A 15,604-nucleotide genomic window follows, 5' to 3' on the forward strand; every position below is an offset into this window, starting at 1 on the left:
AGTGCGTAGCAGGTCGCAACCCGTTGGTCGGGTTGTGGTCGAACACTCGAATTCGCTTGAAAAGGACACTGCCATGCTGGACTGGAAGAATCGCGCGACGAACTCGCAAGACGGCGCCGCCAAGACCTCAGGGGGCGGTCGCAGTGGCGGCAGCCTGATTGCCCGAGCTCTGGGCGGCCTGATCGGTGTCTATCTGCTGATCGCCTTGGTGGTCGGTTGGTACTGGAGTCAGGAACCGTCTGCCTTCCAGGTCCAGCAGCATGCGCAGAATTCGGCGCAGCAGGCGCAACGGCAGATGGTCACCGGTTACACCTCGGTGGAAACCCTCAAGCAGGTCGCCAGCACGCTGCTCGACAAGCCGGGCGGCTATCTGTCCAACGATCTTGCGCCACCCGGTCTGTGGCTGGACAACATGCCGAGCTGGGAATACGGCGTGCTGGTGCAGGTACGCGATTTCTCGCGTGCGCTGCGCAAGGACTTCGCCCGTTCGCAGTCGCAGTCCACCGAGGACCCGGACCTGGCCAAGGCCGAGCCGCGTTTTCACTTCGACAACAAGAGCTGGGCGTTGCCGGCGTCCGAGTCCGAGTATCGCGATGGCATCAAGTCGCTGGACCGCTACCTCGCTCGTCTGGCCGACCCGGCGCAGAGAAACGCGCAGTTCTATGCGCGTGCCGACAACCTCAACAACTGGCTGGGTGATGCCGGCACACGTCTTGGCTCGCTGTCCCAGCGCCTGTCCGCCAGCGTGGGTCAGGTGCGCCTGAACGAGAAACTGCAGGTGGGCAGCGATGCCGAAGAGTCCGGGCTGATTGGTGAAGGCGGCGTTTACGAGACGCCCTGGCTGCAGATCGATAACGTGTTCTACGAGGCTCGCGGCCAGGCCTGGGCGCTGGCTCATCTGCTACGCGCCATCGAGGTGGACTTCGCCGACGTGCTGGCGAAAAAGAACGCCACCGTCAGTGTGCGCCAGATTATTCGTGAGCTGGAGGCCGCGCAGGCCACCCTGTGGAGCCCGATGATCCTCAACGGCAGCGGTTACGGTGTTCTGGCCAACCACTCGTTGGTGATGGCCAACTACATCTCCCGCGCCAATGCCGGCATGATCGATCTGCGTCAGTTGCTGAGCCAGGGTTGATGGTCGCCATTTCGGCAGCGGAGGCGGCGCATCGTGCTGCCTCCGACCGCGAGCGGGTGGCCTGGGTTGACGAACACGATCGGCCACTGGGTGGTGTTTCCCGGGCCGAAATGCGCGAGCGCCGGCTGATCGGGCGTGGCACCTACATTCTCCTGTTCAACACGGCCGGTCTGCTGTGTGTGCATCGGCGCACCCTGAGCAAGGCGCTATATCCCGGTTACTGGGACGTGGCGGCCGGCGGCATGGTGCTCGAAGGCGAGGACTACCGCCTCTCCGCTGAGCGTGAATTGGCCGAGGAACTGGGCATCGTCGATGCCGACCTGGTCGAGCATGCGCACTTTCTCTATGACGCTCCGGAAAGTCGCCTGTGGTGCATGGCCTATTCGGCGGTATCCGATGCGCCGCTGGTGTTGCAGCCGGAAGAAGTACTGGAAGCGCGCTTTATCAGCGTCGAGCAGGCGCTGGAAGAAACCCATCGTCTGTCCTATTGCCCCGATTCGCTGGCGGCGCTGGAGCGCTACATAAACAGGCCGCTTGCGGCTAGCTGATGTCCCTCTCTCATTTATGGGAGACGACTGCATGGATGCAGGAGGTAGGGCGACGCAGGATGCCCAAGCCGAGGGTGCCCGAAGGGCGGGAGAGGGTGTTTGTGTCGGCACTTGTATTTCGTCGAGCTTGGCTCGTAGGGTGCGCCTTCACCTCGAACAGGGGGCCTTGGTGCGCACGGCGCACCCAGCGGCGTCGCGGATTTCGAGCGTGCCGTGCGCGATGGCGAACGGCGTCGCCAAAGTGCCGCACAATGACGCAAATTTGGTCTTAGCAAGCCCGGCCTTTGCCGTTACACTGCGCGGCCTTTTCGGCGGACGTCTGTCCGCTTGCGCTGCCCCTGCCTGAGTGGGGCTTCGCGGCTGAACCCGTTCAGCCAGTCGCTATCCTGACCCCTACGAGGACAAGCCGGTGGTCAAGAAAGCCTCTTCATTCTCCGCCCTGAGCGGTCTCGTCTATTCCACCGATGGCGGTCGCCATTGCCCGGATTGCAACCAGGCGGTGGATGCCTGCATCTGCAAACAGACACGCATTCCCGATGGCGACGGTATTGCCCGTGTGCGCCGTGAGACCAAGGGCCGTGGCGGCAAGACCGTCACCACCGTCAGCGGCGTGCCGCTGGCCGAGGAGCCGCTCAAGGAGCTGGCCAGCGCCTTGAAGAAACGCTGCGGCACCGGCGGCGCACTCAAGGACGGGGTGATCGAGATTCAGGGTGATCACGTCGATCTGCTGTTGGCCGAGCTGAGCAAACGCGGGTTTACCGCGAAGAAGTCCGGCGGCTGATAAGCCCTTTTCTAAACTTCGATGACGTTAGTACGGTCAACCGCCGAGCAAACGTCATCTTGCTTTCATAATTTCTAAACTGGCCGCCAGCAAGGTCAGGCTTTTCTCATGGGAGAACCCGATGTCCGCACGACGCACCCGCAAAGACGACGGCAGCCAATGGACCGTAGCCGATAGCCGTAGTGTCTATGGCATTCGCCATTGGGGCGCCGGTTACTTTTCGATCAACGATGCCGGACGTATCGAAGTGCGTCCCAATGGGCCGGACAGCCAGCCCATCGATCTTTATCAGCAGGTCGACGAGCTGCGTCAGAGCGGCCTGTCGCTGCCGCTGCTGGTGCGTTTCCCGGACATTCTGCAAGATCGCGTGCGCCGCCTGACCGGTGCCTTCGACGCCAGTATCGAGCGCCTGGAGTACCAGAGCCGTTACACCGCGCTGTACCCGATCAAGGTCAACCAGCAGGAAGCGGTGATCGAGAACATCATCGCCACGCAGAACGTCTCCATCGGCCTCGAAGCCGGCTCCAAGCCCGAGCTGCTGGCCGTGCTGGCGCTGGCGCCGAAGGGCGGCACCATCGTCTGCAACGGTTACAAGGACCGCGAGTTCATCCGCCTGGCGCTGATGGGGCAAAAGCTCGGCCACAACGTGTTCATCGTCATCGAGAAAGAGTCGGAAGTCGCCCTGGTGATCGAGGAGGCCGCTGACCTCAAGGTCGCGCCGCAGATCGGCCTGCGCGTGCGCCTGTCCTCGCTGGCATCTTCCAAGTGGGCCGACACTGGTGGCGAGAAGTCCAAGTTCGGTCTGTCTGCCGCGCAGATCCTGCAGGTGGTGGAGCGCTTCCGCGCTGCCGGGCTGGATCAGGGCATCCGCCTGCTGCACTTTCACATGGGTTCGCAGATCGCCAACATCGCCGACTACCGCAAGGGCTTCCGCGAGGCCATCCGCTACTACGGCGAGCTTCGCGCCATGGGCCTGCCGGTCGATCATATCGACGTCGGCGGCGGTCTCGGTGTGGACTACGACGGTACCCATTCGCGCAATGCCAGCTCGATCAACTACGACATGCAGGACTACGCCGATGCTGTGGTCGACATGCTCAAGGAGTTCTGCGACCGCCAGGAAATCCCCCATCCGCACATCTTCTCCGAGAGCGGCCGGGCGATGACCGCGCACCATGCCGTGCTGCTGGTGCAGGTCACCGACGTCGAGCGGCACAACGACAAGGTGCCGGAGATCGACGCCAGCGTCGAGCAGCCGGAAGTGTTGCAGGTGCTGATCGAACTACTGGAAGACAGCGACCCGGAAATGGTCGCCGAGACCTACTGGCGCGCCACCCACTACATCGAGGAAGTGGCTGCGCAGTATTCGGCTGGCAAGCTCAGCCTGGCGCAGAAGGCGCTGGCCGAGCAGTGTTACTTCGCCATCTGCCGTCGCCTGCACAACCAGCTCAAGGCGCGTCAGCGCTCGCACCGTGCGGTGCTCGACGAGCTCAACGACAAGCTGGCCGACAAGTACATCTGCAACTTCTCGGTATTCCAGAGCCTGCCGGACACCTGGGCTATCGGCCAGATTCTGCCGATCCTGCCGCTGTCACGCCTGGACGAAGAGCCGCTGCGCCGCGCCGTGCTGCAGGACCTGACCTGCGACTCCGACGGCAAGATCCGTCAGTACGTCGACGAGCAGTCGATCGAGACCAGCCTGCCAGTGCACGAGATCCGCGAGGGTGAGGACTATGTGCTGGGCATCTTCCTGGTCGGCGCCTATCAGGAAATCCTTGGCGATATGCACAACCTGTTCGGCGATACCGACTCGGTGAACATCTACCAGGGCGCCGATGGCAGCGTGGTGCATGCCGGCATCGAGACCCACGACACCATCGAGGACATGCTGCGCTACGTGCACCTGTCGCCGGAAGAGCTGATGACCCACTACCGCGACAAGGTGGCCAGCGCCAAGATCAGTGCCCGTGAACGTACGCAGTTCCTCGATGCCTTGCGTCTGGGACTGACCCGCTCGTCCTACCTGGCGTCGTAAACCGCCTGCGGCAACTCCGGTAGCCCGGATGCAATCCGGGGATGGTGCAACGTCGGACATCGTTCCCGGATTGCATCCGGGCTACGGTGCTGCTCTGTGGGAGGCGCTTCAGCGGCGATGCTTTGCGTCTCTCGGTTCAGCCAATGACGCCATAACCGCGCGCCATCAGCGTCGCCAGCAGCGGTATCACCAGCAACAGCAGCAGTTCGATGCGGATGCTCCAGGTCACCAGGCGTACCTGCCGAGCGCTGGGCGCGGGCACCTGACCTGCCTTCACGGTTTTGCGCCATTTGATGAACACCACCGTGGGCAGGATCGACAGCAGGCCAACCAGGATGAACAGCCCTAACTTCGCATGGAACAGGCTGTTGCCCATGTAATAGGTGGCGCCCTTGCCGAACCACAGCACGCGGGCGACACCGGTGGCCAGCACTAGACCGGCACAGATGCCGTAGACCAGGTCGGTGATCATCAGGCTGCGCGCACGGGACAGATCCAGCGGCGCCTTGAACAGCACGTGTTCGATGCTGAGCAGGGCGAACAGGGCGAAGATCGCCAGAAAATGCAGATAGGCGACGAGTGCGGCGGCCATCGAGTGCTCCTTGCGGGTTATTTATCGGTTGCGGCGAATTCGCAGCGATTGCGACCGCCGCGCTTGGCCCGGTACAGCGCCTGGTCGGCCCGTTCCAGGGCGTCGGCGGCGGTTTCGCCGGGCGCCAGCAGGGCGCAGCCGACGCTGGCGGTCTGGCTCAACTGGGCGCCGTCCAGCTCCATGGCCGGCTCGGCGATGGCCAGGCGCATGCGTTCGGCGATCTGCAGCAGTTCGGTGCTGTCGTGTACCAGGGCGAGAATCACGAATTCTTCGCCGCCGTTGCGGGCGACCACATCCTGCGGGCGCACCGCCGCGCTCAGGCGTCGTGCGCTCTGCCACAGCACCTGATCACCAGCGGCGTGGCCATGGCGGTCATTGACCTGCTTGAAGTGGTCGAGGTCGCAGAACAGCAGGCCCAGGCGCAGGCCGGTGCGTTCGGCCGCGGCCTGCTGCTGGGGCAGAAAGTGCAGCAGGCCGGCGCGATTCCACAGCTGGGTCAGCGCGTCGAGCATGGCCTTGCGCTGCGCGCGACTCAGTGCTGCGCGCAGCTGTTCGGCCTGGCGCGAGCTGTGGCGCAGGCGCAGATAGCCCTCCACCAGTTGTGCCATGTCGCGCAGCTGACGCCGCTCGCAGACATCTAAGCCGCGCGGCTGCGGGTCGATCAGGCACAGGGTGCCGAGGGTCTGGCCGTCTTCGTCATGCAGCGGCTGGCCGGCGTAGAAGCGGATAAAAGGCGATTGCAGCACCACCGGGTTGTCGGCGAAGCGAAAGTCCAGGTGGGTGTCCTCGATCACCAGGGCGTCGTCTTGCAGGATGGCGTGGGCGCAGAAGGAGATGCACCTTGGGGTCTCGGCGAGTTCCAGGCCCTGGCGGCTCATGAACCACTGCCGGTCGTTGTCGATCAGGCTGATCAGCACCGTCTTCACCGCGAACAGTTCACGGGCGATACGGGTCAGTGTGTCCAGGTAGGGATCGGCCGGGGTGTCGAGCAGGTCCTGGCGCTCCAGGGCCTGTTGACGTTGTACTTCGTTGTGCGGCAGCTCAGCGCTGAGCATGGGCGGTCTCTCCTGCTGGCAGTGGGGGGAACCATTGGTCGCGACGACTCAAGTGCCAAGCATAGCCAGCCAGCACTAGGCTCCGTAGCCCCATGAAGGCGAGAAAGGCCAGCCACAAGCCGTGGTTGCCCAGCGCCTGCAGAGCCCAGCCCAGCGGCAGGGCCAGCGCCAGGGCAATCAGCATGGCGTCGCGCATTTCTCGGGCTCGGGTGGCACCGATGAACAGACCGTCGAGCAGGTAGCTCCACACCGCTAGCAGCGGCAACAGCGCGAGGTAGGGTAGGAAGTTTAGCGCTAGTTCGCGCACTTCGGAGATATTGGTGAGCATGCCGACGAACCAGTGCCCGCCGAAAAGGAAGAACAGGGCGAAGCCGGCGCTGGCCAGCAGCGACCAGGCACCGGCCACCAGCAGCGAACGGCGCAGCGCAGCGCGATCACGCGCGCCCAGCGCGTGGCCGCAAAGGGCCTCGACGGCATGTGCCAGTCCGTCGAGGGCGTAGGCGGTCAGCGTCAGGCCATTGAGCAGCAGCGCGTTGGCCGCCACCGTGGCATCGCCGAGGCGCGTGCCTTTCACGGTGATCAGGAAGAACACCAACTGTAGCGCCAGGGTGCGGATGAAGATATCGCGGTTGACCGCCAGCAACGGACGCCAGTTGCTCCAGCGTCTCAGCGCGCTACTGTCGAGGCGGCCAGGATAGTGTGCGAGTGCACCGCGGGCCAGCCACAGGCCGAGCAGGGCGCCACTCCATTCGGCGATCACCGAGGCCCAGGCCGCGCCGGCTACACCCCATTCGAGACCGAGCACGAACAGCAGGTCGAGCGCCACGTTGATCAGGTTGGCCGTCAGTAGGATGGCCAGCGGACCACGGGCGCTCTGCGTGCCCAGCAGCCAGCCGATCAGGGCATAGGTCGCCAGGCTGGCGGGCAGGCCGAGCAGACGGATCTGGAAATACTGGCGCGCCAGTTGATCCAGTTCGGCCGAGGGTTGCATCAGACTCAGTGCGGCATTACTGAAGGGCAAAGCCAGCAGGCCCAGGAGCAAGGCCAGGAGTACACCCAGGCCGAGCCCCTGCACGAGTACCTGACGCAAGGCGCTGCCATCCCCGCGGCCTGCAGCCTGGGCGGCGAAACCGGTGCTGCCCATGCGCAGAAAGCCCATGGCCCAGGTCAGCAGGGTGTAGAGGCTGCCGCCCACCGCCACGGCAGCCAACTGGTGGGCATGCGGCAAGTGGCCGACCACGGCGGTGTCGACCAGCGCCACCAGCGGCACCGAGAGGTTGGAGAGAATCATCGGCGCCGCCAGTGCCCAGACCTTGCGCTGGGTCGGGGTGTGGCGCCAGGCATCGAGCAGGGCGGACATGGGCGGCTCCGGCAAAGCGCCGATTATAGGCACAGCACCGGGGTGGTCGCACATCGCCTCAGGACTGTGAGTGGCTTGGCGAATTCGTCTGCACGGCTCGTCGTTGGCAGGGCGCCTCGGCTATAGTTGATGGTCTCTGCGCCCCCTGATTCCGGAGCCCGCAATGCCGAACAAAGGACTGCTTCTGGCCTTGGTGCTGACCCTGCTCAGCGCCTGTGATTCTTCTGAACCCCCAGCCACGGTGACCCCCGCTGCCCCTGCTGCGCAACAGCCACAGGCGCCCAAGCCAGCGGTCGACCGCGACGCGCTGGCCAAGCGCTACGCCGGGCGCGAGCTGGAGGTGGTCGACGTCTCCGAGGTGCAGCTCGACGGCGCCAGTGCGCTGTCGGTGACCTTCTCCATCCCGCTGGACCCCGACCAGCCCTTCGCCGAGCGCCTGCACCTGGTCGACAGTACTGCCGGCAAGGTCGACGGCGCCTGGGAACTGACCGACAACCTCAGCGAGTTGCGCCTGCGCCACCTGGAGCCGCAGCGCAAACTGGTGCTGACCATCGATGCTGGCCTGACGTCGATCAATGGCGGCAAGCTCGCCAAAGAGCATGTCAGCCGTTTCGAAACCCGCGACCTGCAGGCCAGCGTCGGTTTCGCCAGCCGCGGTTCGCTGCTGCCGACCCGCCTGGCCGAAGGCCTGCCGGTCATCGCGCTGAACGTCGACAAGGTCAACGTCGAGTTCTTCCGTATCAAGCCCGAGGCGCTGCCGCGTTTCCTGTCCCGCTGGGGCCGGGCCAGCAACCTGGATACCTGGGAGGCGCGCGAACTGCTGCCGATGGCCGATCTGGTCTATGGCGGGCGCTTCGACCTGAACCCTGCGCGCAATACCCGTGAAACCCTGCTGCTGCCCATCGCCGGCCTGGAACCGTTCAAGCAGCCGGGCGTGTACCTGGCGGTGATGCGTGAGGCCGGCAGCTACAGCTACTCGCAGCCGGCGACGCTGTTCTCCCTAAGTGATATCGGCCTGTCCGCGCATCGTTATCGCGACCGTCTCGACGTGTTCACCCAGGCGCTGGAAGGTGGCAAGGCGCAGTCCGGCGTGCAGCTTGAGCTGCTCGATGGTGAAGGCGCGCTGCTGGCTGAAGGCAAGACCGATTCGGCTGGCCATGCACAGCTGCCGTTGCCTGCCAAGGCCCAGGTGCTGCTGGCCAAACAGGACGAGCAGACCAGCCTGCTGCGCCTGAACACGCCGGCGCTGGACCTGGCCGAGTTCGATATCACCGGCCCGAAAGCGCACGCCCTGCAGTTCTTTGTGTTCGGCCCGCGCGATCTGTATCGCCCCGGCGAGACGGTGCTGCTAAACGGCCTGTTGCGTGATGCCGACGGCAGCCCGGTCAAGGCCCAGCCGGTCAGCGTCGAGGTGCGCCGCCCGGATGAGCAGATCAGCCGCAAGTTCGTCTGGAATGCTGGCGATGACGGCCTCTATCAATACCAGCTGCCGCTCGCCGAAGAGGCCCCGACCGGCCGCTGGCAGCTGTTGCTCGACCTGGGCGACGGCAACCCGCAGCTGTACGAATTTCTCGTCGAGGATTTCCTGCCCGAGCGCATGGCCCTGGAGCTCAAGGGCCAGGACCAGCCCTACGCGCCGGGCGACAGCGCCGAGTTCGCGGTGACCGGACGCTACCTCTATGGTGCGCCGGCCGCTGGCAATCGTCTGACCGGGCAGCTCTACGTGCGCCCGTTGCGTGAGGCGGTGGCGAGCCTGCCGGGCTATCAGTTCGGCGACATCACCGAGGCCGATCTGAGTCAGGACCAGGAGCTCGACGAAATCAATCTCGACGACCAGGGTCGTGCCGTGCTGCGCCCGGAAAACCGCTGGGGCGACGCCAAGTCGCCGCTGCGTTTGATCCTCCAGGCCAGCCTGCAGGAGTCCGGCGGCCGTCCGATTACCCGCCGCATCATTCAGCCGGTATGGCCCGCCGAGCGTCTGCCGGGTGTGCGCGGGCTGTTCGACGGCGAGGAGGTCGATGCCGACAGCCTGGCCGAATTCGAGATACTGGTGGCCGACGCCGCCGGCAACAAGCTGGCGGCCGACAGCCTCAACGTGCGCCTGGTGCGTGAGCGTCGCGACTACTTCTGGAGCTTCTCTGACGGTGAAGGCTGGCGTCACAACTACAACGAGAAATTCCTCACCTTGAGCGACGAGCCGCTGAAGGTTGCCGCGGGCGGCACCACCAAGGTCAGCTTCCCGGTGGAGTGGGGCCCGTACCGGGTCGAGGTGGTGGACAACCAGACCGGTCTGGTCAGCAGCCTGCGCTTTTGGGCCGGCTACCGCTGGCAGGACAACGCCGACGGCGGCGCGGTGCGCCCGGACCAGGTCAAACTGGCCTTGGACAAACCGGCCTATGCGGCGGGCGACGTGGCCAAGATCACCGTCACCCCGCCGGCTGCCGGCAACGGCTACCTGCTGGTCGAGTCCAGCGAGGGGCCGCTGTGGTGGCAGGAAATCAGCGTGCCGGCCGAGGGTCAGACCTTCGAGCTGCCCATCGACAAGAAATGGGCGCGTCATGACCTCTATCTCAGTGCTCTGGTGGTTCGCCCCGGCGAGCGCAAGGCGCAGGTCACGCCCAAGCGCGCCGTCGGCCTACTGCACCTGCCACTGGAACGCGCCCCGCGCAAGCTGGCGGTGAGCCTGGAAGCGCCCGAGAAGATGCGGCCCAAGCAACCGCTGAAGGTCAAGGTCAGCGCGCGCAACGCCGACGGCAGTATTCCTGACAAAGTGCATGTGCTGGTTGCTGCGGTCGACGTGGGCATCCTCAATATCACCAGTTACGCCACCCCCGATCCTTTCGCCAATTTCTTCGGGCGCAAGGCCTATGGCGCTGACCAGCTGGATATATATGGACAGCTGATCGAAGCGCAGGGGCGTGTCGCCAGCCTGGCCTTCGGTGGTGACGCTGGCCTCGCCGCTGGTGGCAAGCGCCCGGATACCAGTGTGCTGATCGTAGCCCTGCAGAGCGATGCGCTGCAGCTGAACGACAAGGGCGAAGGCGAAGTCAGCCTGGATATCCCCGACTTCAACGGTGAGCTGCGACTGATGGCGCAGGCCTGGACCGACGAGCGTTTCGGCATGGCCGAGGCCAAGACGGTGGTGGCCGCGCCACTGATCGCCGAACTGTCGATGCCGCGCTTCCTTGCCGGTGGTGATGAAACCACCCTGGCGCTGGACCTGACCAACCTCTCCGGCGCCGAGCAGCAGCTCGATGTGCAACTGGGCGTTGAAGGCCAACTGCGTCTGCTCGGCAAGGGTGAATCACCGATCAGCCTGAAAGATGGCGAGCGCACCACCTTGCGCATTCCGGTGCGCGCCGAGGGCGGTCTGGGCCAGGGCCGCATCCATGTCGAGGTGCAGGGCCTGGCGCTGCCGAACGAGACGCTGGGCGACTTCAGCCGCGAGTGGACGCTGGGTATTCGCCCGGCGTATCCGGCGCAGCTGCAGCACTTCCGCGCGGTACTGGGGGAGGGCGAGCCGTGGAGCATGCCGGCGGGCACCCTCAATCAGTTCGAACCTGCCGGGCTGGAGGCCGTGCTGGCCCTGTCGAGCCGACCGCCGCTTAACCTCGGCGAGCAGATTCGTGCGCTCAAGGCCTACCCCTACGGCTGTCTGGAACAGACCACCAGCGGCCTCTATCCGTCGCTCTACGCCGACACCGCGAGTCTCAAGCGCCTTGGCCTTGAGGGTGAACCTGACGAGCAGCGGCGCAAGAGCATCGAGCTGGGTATCGAGCGTCTGCTTGGTATGCAGCGGCATAGCGGCGGCTTCGGCCTGTGGAGTGCCGAGAGCGAAGAGGAATACTGGCTCACCGCCTATGTCACCGATTTCCTTCTGCGTGCTCGCGAGCAGGGCTTCGGCGTACCGCCGGAAGCACTGAAGAAGGCCAGTGATCGCCTGCTGCGCTACCTGCAGCAGAGCAGCCTGATCGAGGCCAGCTACAGCCAGGACTTCGCCCATACCCGCTTCGCCGTGCAGGCCTACGCCGGCTACGTGCTGGCGCGCAGCCAACAGGCGCCGCTGGGCGCGCTGCGCAGCCTGTTCGACCGCCGCAGCGAGGCGCGTTCCGGCCTGCCGCTGGTGCAACTGGCAGCGGCGCTGAAGCTGATGGGCGATGCGCCGCGTGCCGAGCAGGTGTTGAATCAGGGCTTGATCCAGCAGCGCGATGGCGAGCGCTGGATGGCCGACTACGGCAGCCCACTGCGCGACCAGGCGCTGATTCTCGCCTTGCTGGAAGAGCACGGCCTGGCGGCCGGTCAGCGCGAGCAGCGCCTGTTCAACCTGGCCGATGAGCTGGCTGGCCAGCGCTGGCTGTCGACCCAGGAGCGCAACGCGCTGTTCCTCGCCGGTCGCGGCATTCTCGGCAAGCCGGAGCAGACCTGGAGCGCTGCGCTTACCAGCGGCACTTTCCAGTTCGAGCTGAGCAACCAGCAGCCCGGTATCAAGCTGGAGCGTGGCGAGCTGGCCGAACCGCTGAGCGTGAACAATGCCGGCAGCACCAAGCTGTATCAGCAGCTGACCCTGTCCGGTTATCCGAGCCAGGCGCCACGCGCCGGTGGCGAGAACCTCAGCATCGAGCGCGAGTACCTCGGCATGGATGGCCGCCCGCTCGATCTGCAGCGCCTGGACAGCGGCGAGCTGGTGCTGGTGCACCTGGCTGTGCGGGCCAAGCAGCGCGTACCGGATGCGCTGGTCGTCGACCTGTTGCCGGCTGGCCTGGAGCTGGAAAACCAGAACCTGGCGCAGAGCGCCGCGAGCCTCGATGACGCCGGCAGCAACGTCAAGGAATGGCGCCGCTCCATGCAGAACGCGCGGATCAAACACCAGGAATACCTTGGTGATCGCTATGTGGCAGCGGTGGATGTGGAGGAGTACGGCACCACCCACCTGCTCTACCTGGCCCGTGCGGTGACGCCGGGCAGCTACCGTGTACCGCCACCGCAGGTCGAGTCGATGTATCGGCCGAGCTGGCAGGCGCTGGGCACTGCGCCGGAGAGTCTGGTCGTCAGGGGGCGCTAAAAGCTGTCCCGGATTGCATCCGGGGATTTTCGAGCACAAGGAGGTGCCGAATGGTGAAATACCGAAGAGCCAAGGTAGCCGGCGGCTGTTATTTCTTGACGCTGGCTCTGCAAGACAGACGTAGTGATCTGCTGTTCAAAAACGCGGCGCTTTTACGTCGATGTTTGCAGGATACGCAGGCTCGACTGCCTTTTCGCGTACCTGCGTTGGCGGTGCTGCCAGATCACGTTCACATGCTGATGGTGCTACCACCTGATGACGCCGATTTCTCTGCGCGAATCCGTATGCTCAAGGCCTCTTTCGTGGGAGCACTACGCCAGCAGGTTGGCAGCGAAGTGCGCACCAACGCCAAAGGTGAGGCCAACATCTGGCAGCGACGTTTTTGGGAGCATCTGATTCGTGACGAGCAGGATTACCGCCATCATGTGGACTACATCCATATCAATCCGCTCAAGCATGGTCTGGTTGCTCGCGTACGGGATTGGCCATTTTCCAGCTTTCATCATTATGTGCGTCAAGGCTTGCTACCCATCGACTGGGCCGGCGGAGCAGGTGTCGAGATCGAAGATGCTGGTGAATGAGGTATTCCCCGGATTGCATCCGGGCTACGCGATATCTGTAGCCCGGATGCAATCCGGGAGCTTGTGCTGACCATGCGACTCAACCGCCTACGTCGCTGGCTTATCGTCGCTTGCGTACCCTTAGCCCTGCTCTGGCTGGCCGACCGCCTGTTGCCGCTGCCCCTGCCCGAGGATGATCTGGCGCGCGTGGTGCTGGCCGAGGACGGTACGCCGCTGTGGCGTTTCGCCGACCACGACGGTGTATGGCGTTACCCGGTGACGCCCGAAGAGGTCTCACCTTATTACCTGGAAGCCCTGCTGACCTACGAGGATCGCTGGTTCCGCCAGCACCCCGGCATCAACCCGCTGGCGCTCGGCCGTGCGGCCTGGCAGAACCTCACCGGCGGGCGCGTGGTGTCCGGCGGCAGTACGCTGTCGATGCAGGTGGCGCGGCTGCTCGATCCGCACGGGCGCAATCTGCCGGGCAAGCTCAAGCAGCTGTGGCGGACCGCGCAGCTGGAGTGGCACCTGTCCAAGGATGAAATCCTCACCCTGTATCTGAATCGCGCGCCCTTCGGCGGCACCCTGGAGGGTGTCGCGGCGGCGAGCTGGAGTTACCTGGGCAAGCCGCCGAGCCAACTGACCCGTGCCGACGCCGCGCTGCTCGCGGTGCTGCCGCAGGCGCCCAGCCGGCTGCGCCCGGACCGTCATCCCGAGCGCGCCCAGGCCGCACGTGACAAGGTGCTGCGGCGCCTGGGCGAATTTCAGGTATGGCCGCAGGCGCAGGTGGATGAAGCGCTGGAAGAGCCGGTGTTTCTCGCGCCACGCCGTGAGCCAAGCCTGGCGCCCTTGCTGGCGCGGCGGCTGAACCGTACCGGCAGCCCACCGCTGATTCGCACCACTCTCGATGCCGGCTTGCAGCTGCGCCTGGAAGACCTGCTGCTGGGCTGGCGCGCGCGCCTGCCCGAGCGCACCTCGGCGGCGATTCTGGTGGTCGAGCACGAGAGCATGGCGGTGCGTGCCTATCTTGGGTCGGTGGATATCGCTGATACCGCGCGCTTCGGCCATGTCGATATGGTCCGCGCCCTGCGTTCGCCCGGTTCGACGCTCAAGCCCTTTCTCTACGGCATGGCCCTGGATGCCGGGCTGATTCACTCCGAATCGCTGCTGCAGGACGTGCCGCGGCACTATGGCGACTACCGTCCCGGCAACTTCGCCGCCGGCTTCATCGGCCCGGTATCGGCCAGCGAGGCGCTGGCCACCTCGCTCAACCTGCCCGCCGTGCAACTGCTCGAAGCCTATGGGCCGAAGCGCTTCGCCGGCGAGCTGCGCAGTGCCGGCGTGCCGATTCGCCTGCCGGCGCTGGCCGAACCGAACCTGGCGCTGATCCTGGGGGGCGGCGGCTCGCGCCTGGAATCGCTGGTGGCTGGCTACAGCGCCTTCGCGCGCGGTGGCATGGCGGCCAAGCCTCGCCTGCAGCCGGGTGATGAGCTGCGCGAACGGCGCTTGCTGTCGCCAGGTTCGGCCTGGATCATCCGGCGCATTCTCAGCGGTCAGGCACGGCCTGATCGTGACCCGCGCGCCTACCTGGCGCAGCGCCCGACCCTGGCCTGGAAGACCGGCACCAGCTACGGCTTTCGCGATGCCTGGGCTATCGGCGTTGGCCCGCGTCATCTGATCGGTATCTGGATCGGCCGCCCGGACGGCACCCCGGTGCCGGGCCAGTTCGGCCTGGCTTCTGCTGCGCCGCTGCTGCTGCAGGTGCATGATCTGCTGGTCAATCGCGACAGCCAGCGCGGCATCGCTGCACCGGCCGACCGGCAGCCGGCCGAGGTCGGCGTGGCCGCCATCTGCTGGCCGTTGGGGCAGCCGATGAGCAAGGACGATCCCAACTGCCGTCGCCTGCGCTTTGCCTGGACGCTGGAAGGCACCACGCCACCCACGTTGCTGGCAGCCGATCAGCCGGTGGGCAGTGGCCTGCGCGAGCGCTATTGGCTCAATGCCGAAGGGCGTCGCGTTGGTCCAGGTTGTGCCGGGGCCGAGGCGCGTGAACTGGCCTTGTGGCCGGCGCCATTGGAACCCTGGCTGCCACGCCGTGAGCAGCGCACGGCACGTTTGCCGAGCGTCGATCCGAGTTGCCCGCCACCGCGCAGCAGCCAGGTGGCGCCGCTGTCCATCGTCGGCGTGCGCGATGGTGATCGTTTGCGTCGCCCGCAAGGCAATCATGAGCCACTGCGGCTCAGCCTTTCGGCGCTGGGAGGAAGTGGGCGGCGTTGGTGGTTCCTCGATGGCCGACCGCTGGGTGACACCGCGCTGGATGCACCCTTCAACCATGCCTTCGACAGCGGCAGGCATCAACTGAGCGTACTCGACGAGGGTGGTCAGACCGCTCGTCTGGAATTCAGCGTCGGGCCGTGACGCGACTCGCTGGCGGTGTGCGGGCGCCGACCGCTCTGGCTTGAGCCCTGATCATCCC

At 65.4% G+C, this 15,604-nt stretch carries 10 protein-coding genes; 7 read left to right on the plus strand and 3 right to left on the minus strand.

Going from position 1 to position 15,604, the window contains the following annotated elements; all coding sequences use genetic code 11:
* Positions 1 to 73: 73 nt before the first annotated feature.
* From BLT86_RS23100 to speA, 4 genes are all read left to right on the plus strand, one after another.
* Complete coding sequence (locus tag BLT86_RS23100; RefSeq protein ID WP_092379869.1) at positions 74 to 1,135, plus strand: DUF2333 family protein; 1,062 nt, start codon at positions 74 to 76, stop codon at positions 1,133 to 1,135.
* Positions 1,135 to 1,683 (plus strand): NUDIX hydrolase, encoded by a 549-nt coding sequence (locus tag BLT86_RS23105; RefSeq protein ID WP_017678769.1) that lies wholly within the window; start codon positions 1,135 to 1,137, stop codon positions 1,681 to 1,683. Before BLT86_RS23100 ends, BLT86_RS23105 begins: the two co-directional genes overlap by 1 nt.
* Before the next feature lie 409 nt (positions 1,684 to 2,092).
* Positions 2,093 to 2,464, plus strand: coding sequence for a translation initiation factor Sui1 (locus tag BLT86_RS23110; RefSeq protein WP_021487948.1), 372 nt, complete (start codon positions 2,093 to 2,095; stop codon positions 2,462 to 2,464).
* A gap of 121 nt (positions 2,465 to 2,585) precedes the next feature.
* Positions 2,586 to 4,499 carry an arginine decarboxylase gene (speA, locus tag BLT86_RS23115; RefSeq protein WP_017678771.1) on the plus strand — a complete coding sequence of 638 codons (1,914 nt, stop codon included), beginning with the start codon at positions 2,586 to 2,588 and terminating at the stop codon, positions 4,497 to 4,499.
* A 136-nt stretch (positions 4,500 to 4,635) separates the two neighbouring features.
* Here the strand turns inward: speA and BLT86_RS23120 are convergent, their stop codons facing one another.
* The 3 genes from BLT86_RS23120 to BLT86_RS23130 are packed head-to-tail and all read right to left on the minus strand — an operon-like array spanning position 4,636 to position 7,506.
* Positions 4,636 to 5,091 (minus strand): DUF2214 family protein, encoded by a 456-nt coding sequence (locus tag BLT86_RS23120; RefSeq protein WP_017678772.1) that lies wholly within the window; start codon positions 5,089 to 5,091, stop codon positions 4,636 to 4,638.
* A 17-nt stretch (positions 5,092 to 5,108) separates the two neighbouring features.
* On the minus strand, positions 5,109 to 6,146 hold the full coding sequence (locus BLT86_RS23125) for a sensor domain-containing diguanylate cyclase (RefSeq protein WP_021487949.1): 1,038 nt from the start codon (positions 6,144 to 6,146) through the stop codon (positions 5,109 to 5,111).
* A complete protein-coding gene (locus tag BLT86_RS23130; RefSeq protein ID WP_021487950.1) occupies positions 6,133 to 7,506 on the minus strand; it encodes an MATE family efflux transporter in 1,374 nt (457 codons plus the stop codon). Before BLT86_RS23130 ends, BLT86_RS23125 begins: the two co-directional genes overlap by 14 nt.
* A 163-nt stretch (positions 7,507 to 7,669) precedes the next feature.
* Between BLT86_RS23130 and BLT86_RS23135 the strand changes: the two genes are divergently transcribed.
* The 3 genes from BLT86_RS23135 to pbpC all read left to right on the plus strand — a co-directional run bounded on the left by BLT86_RS23135 (position 7,670) and on the right by pbpC (position 15,546).
* Positions 7,670 to 12,568, plus strand: coding sequence for an alpha-2-macroglobulin family protein (locus tag BLT86_RS23135; protein ID WP_092379872.1), 4,899 nt, complete (start codon positions 7,670 to 7,672; stop codon positions 12,566 to 12,568).
* Positions 12,569 to 12,618: 50 nt separating this feature from the next.
* Positions 12,619 to 13,149, plus strand: coding sequence for an REP-associated tyrosine transposase (locus tag BLT86_RS23140; protein ID WP_092379875.1), 531 nt, complete (start codon positions 12,619 to 12,621; stop codon positions 13,147 to 13,149).
* A gap of 72 nt (positions 13,150 to 13,221) precedes the next feature.
* Entirely contained in the window at positions 13,222 to 15,546 is a 2,325-nt protein-coding gene (gene pbpC, locus BLT86_RS23145) for a peptidoglycan glycosyltransferase PbpC (protein WP_092379878.1), read from the plus strand.
* Positions 15,547 to 15,604: the final 58 nt, after the last annotated feature.

The sequence above is a fragment of the Pseudomonas sihuiensis genome (assembly GCF_900106015.1).
Lineage (GTDB): Bacteria > Pseudomonadota > Gammaproteobacteria > Pseudomonadales > Pseudomonadaceae > Aquipseudomonas > Aquipseudomonas sihuiensis.

What these genes read in the sequence shown, in the direction of transcription:
- BLT86_RS23100 (WP_092379869.1), top strand. Translation starts at nt 74, where the DNA reads ATGCTGGACTGGAAGAATCGCGCGACGAACTCGCAAGACGGCGCCGCC.
- BLT86_RS23105 (WP_017678769.1), top strand. Translation starts at nt 1,135, where the DNA reads ATGGTCGCCATTTCGGCAGCGGAGGCGGCGCATCGTGCTGCCTCCGAC.
- speA (WP_017678771.1), top strand. Translation starts at nt 2,586, where the DNA reads ATGTCCGCACGACGCACCCGCAAAGACGACGGCAGCCAATGGACCGTA.
- BLT86_RS23120 (WP_017678772.1), bottom strand. Translation starts at nt 5,091, where the DNA reads ATGGCCGCCGCACTCGTCGCCTATCTGCATTTTCTGGCGATCTTCGCC.
- BLT86_RS23125 (WP_021487949.1), bottom strand. Translation starts at nt 6,146, where the DNA reads ATGCTCAGCGCTGAGCTGCCGCACAACGAAGTACAACGTCAACAGGCC.
- BLT86_RS23130 (WP_021487950.1), bottom strand. Translation starts at nt 7,506, where the DNA reads ATGTCCGCCCTGCTCGATGCCTGGCGCCACACCCCGACCCAGCGCAAG.
- BLT86_RS23135 (WP_092379872.1), top strand. Translation starts at nt 7,670, where the DNA reads ATGCCGAACAAAGGACTGCTTCTGGCCTTGGTGCTGACCCTGCTCAGC.
- BLT86_RS23140 (WP_092379875.1), top strand. Translation starts at nt 12,619, where the DNA reads ATGGTGAAATACCGAAGAGCCAAGGTAGCCGGCGGCTGTTATTTCTTG.
- pbpC (WP_092379878.1), top strand. Translation starts at nt 13,222, where the DNA reads ATGCGACTCAACCGCCTACGTCGCTGGCTTATCGTCGCTTGCGTACCC.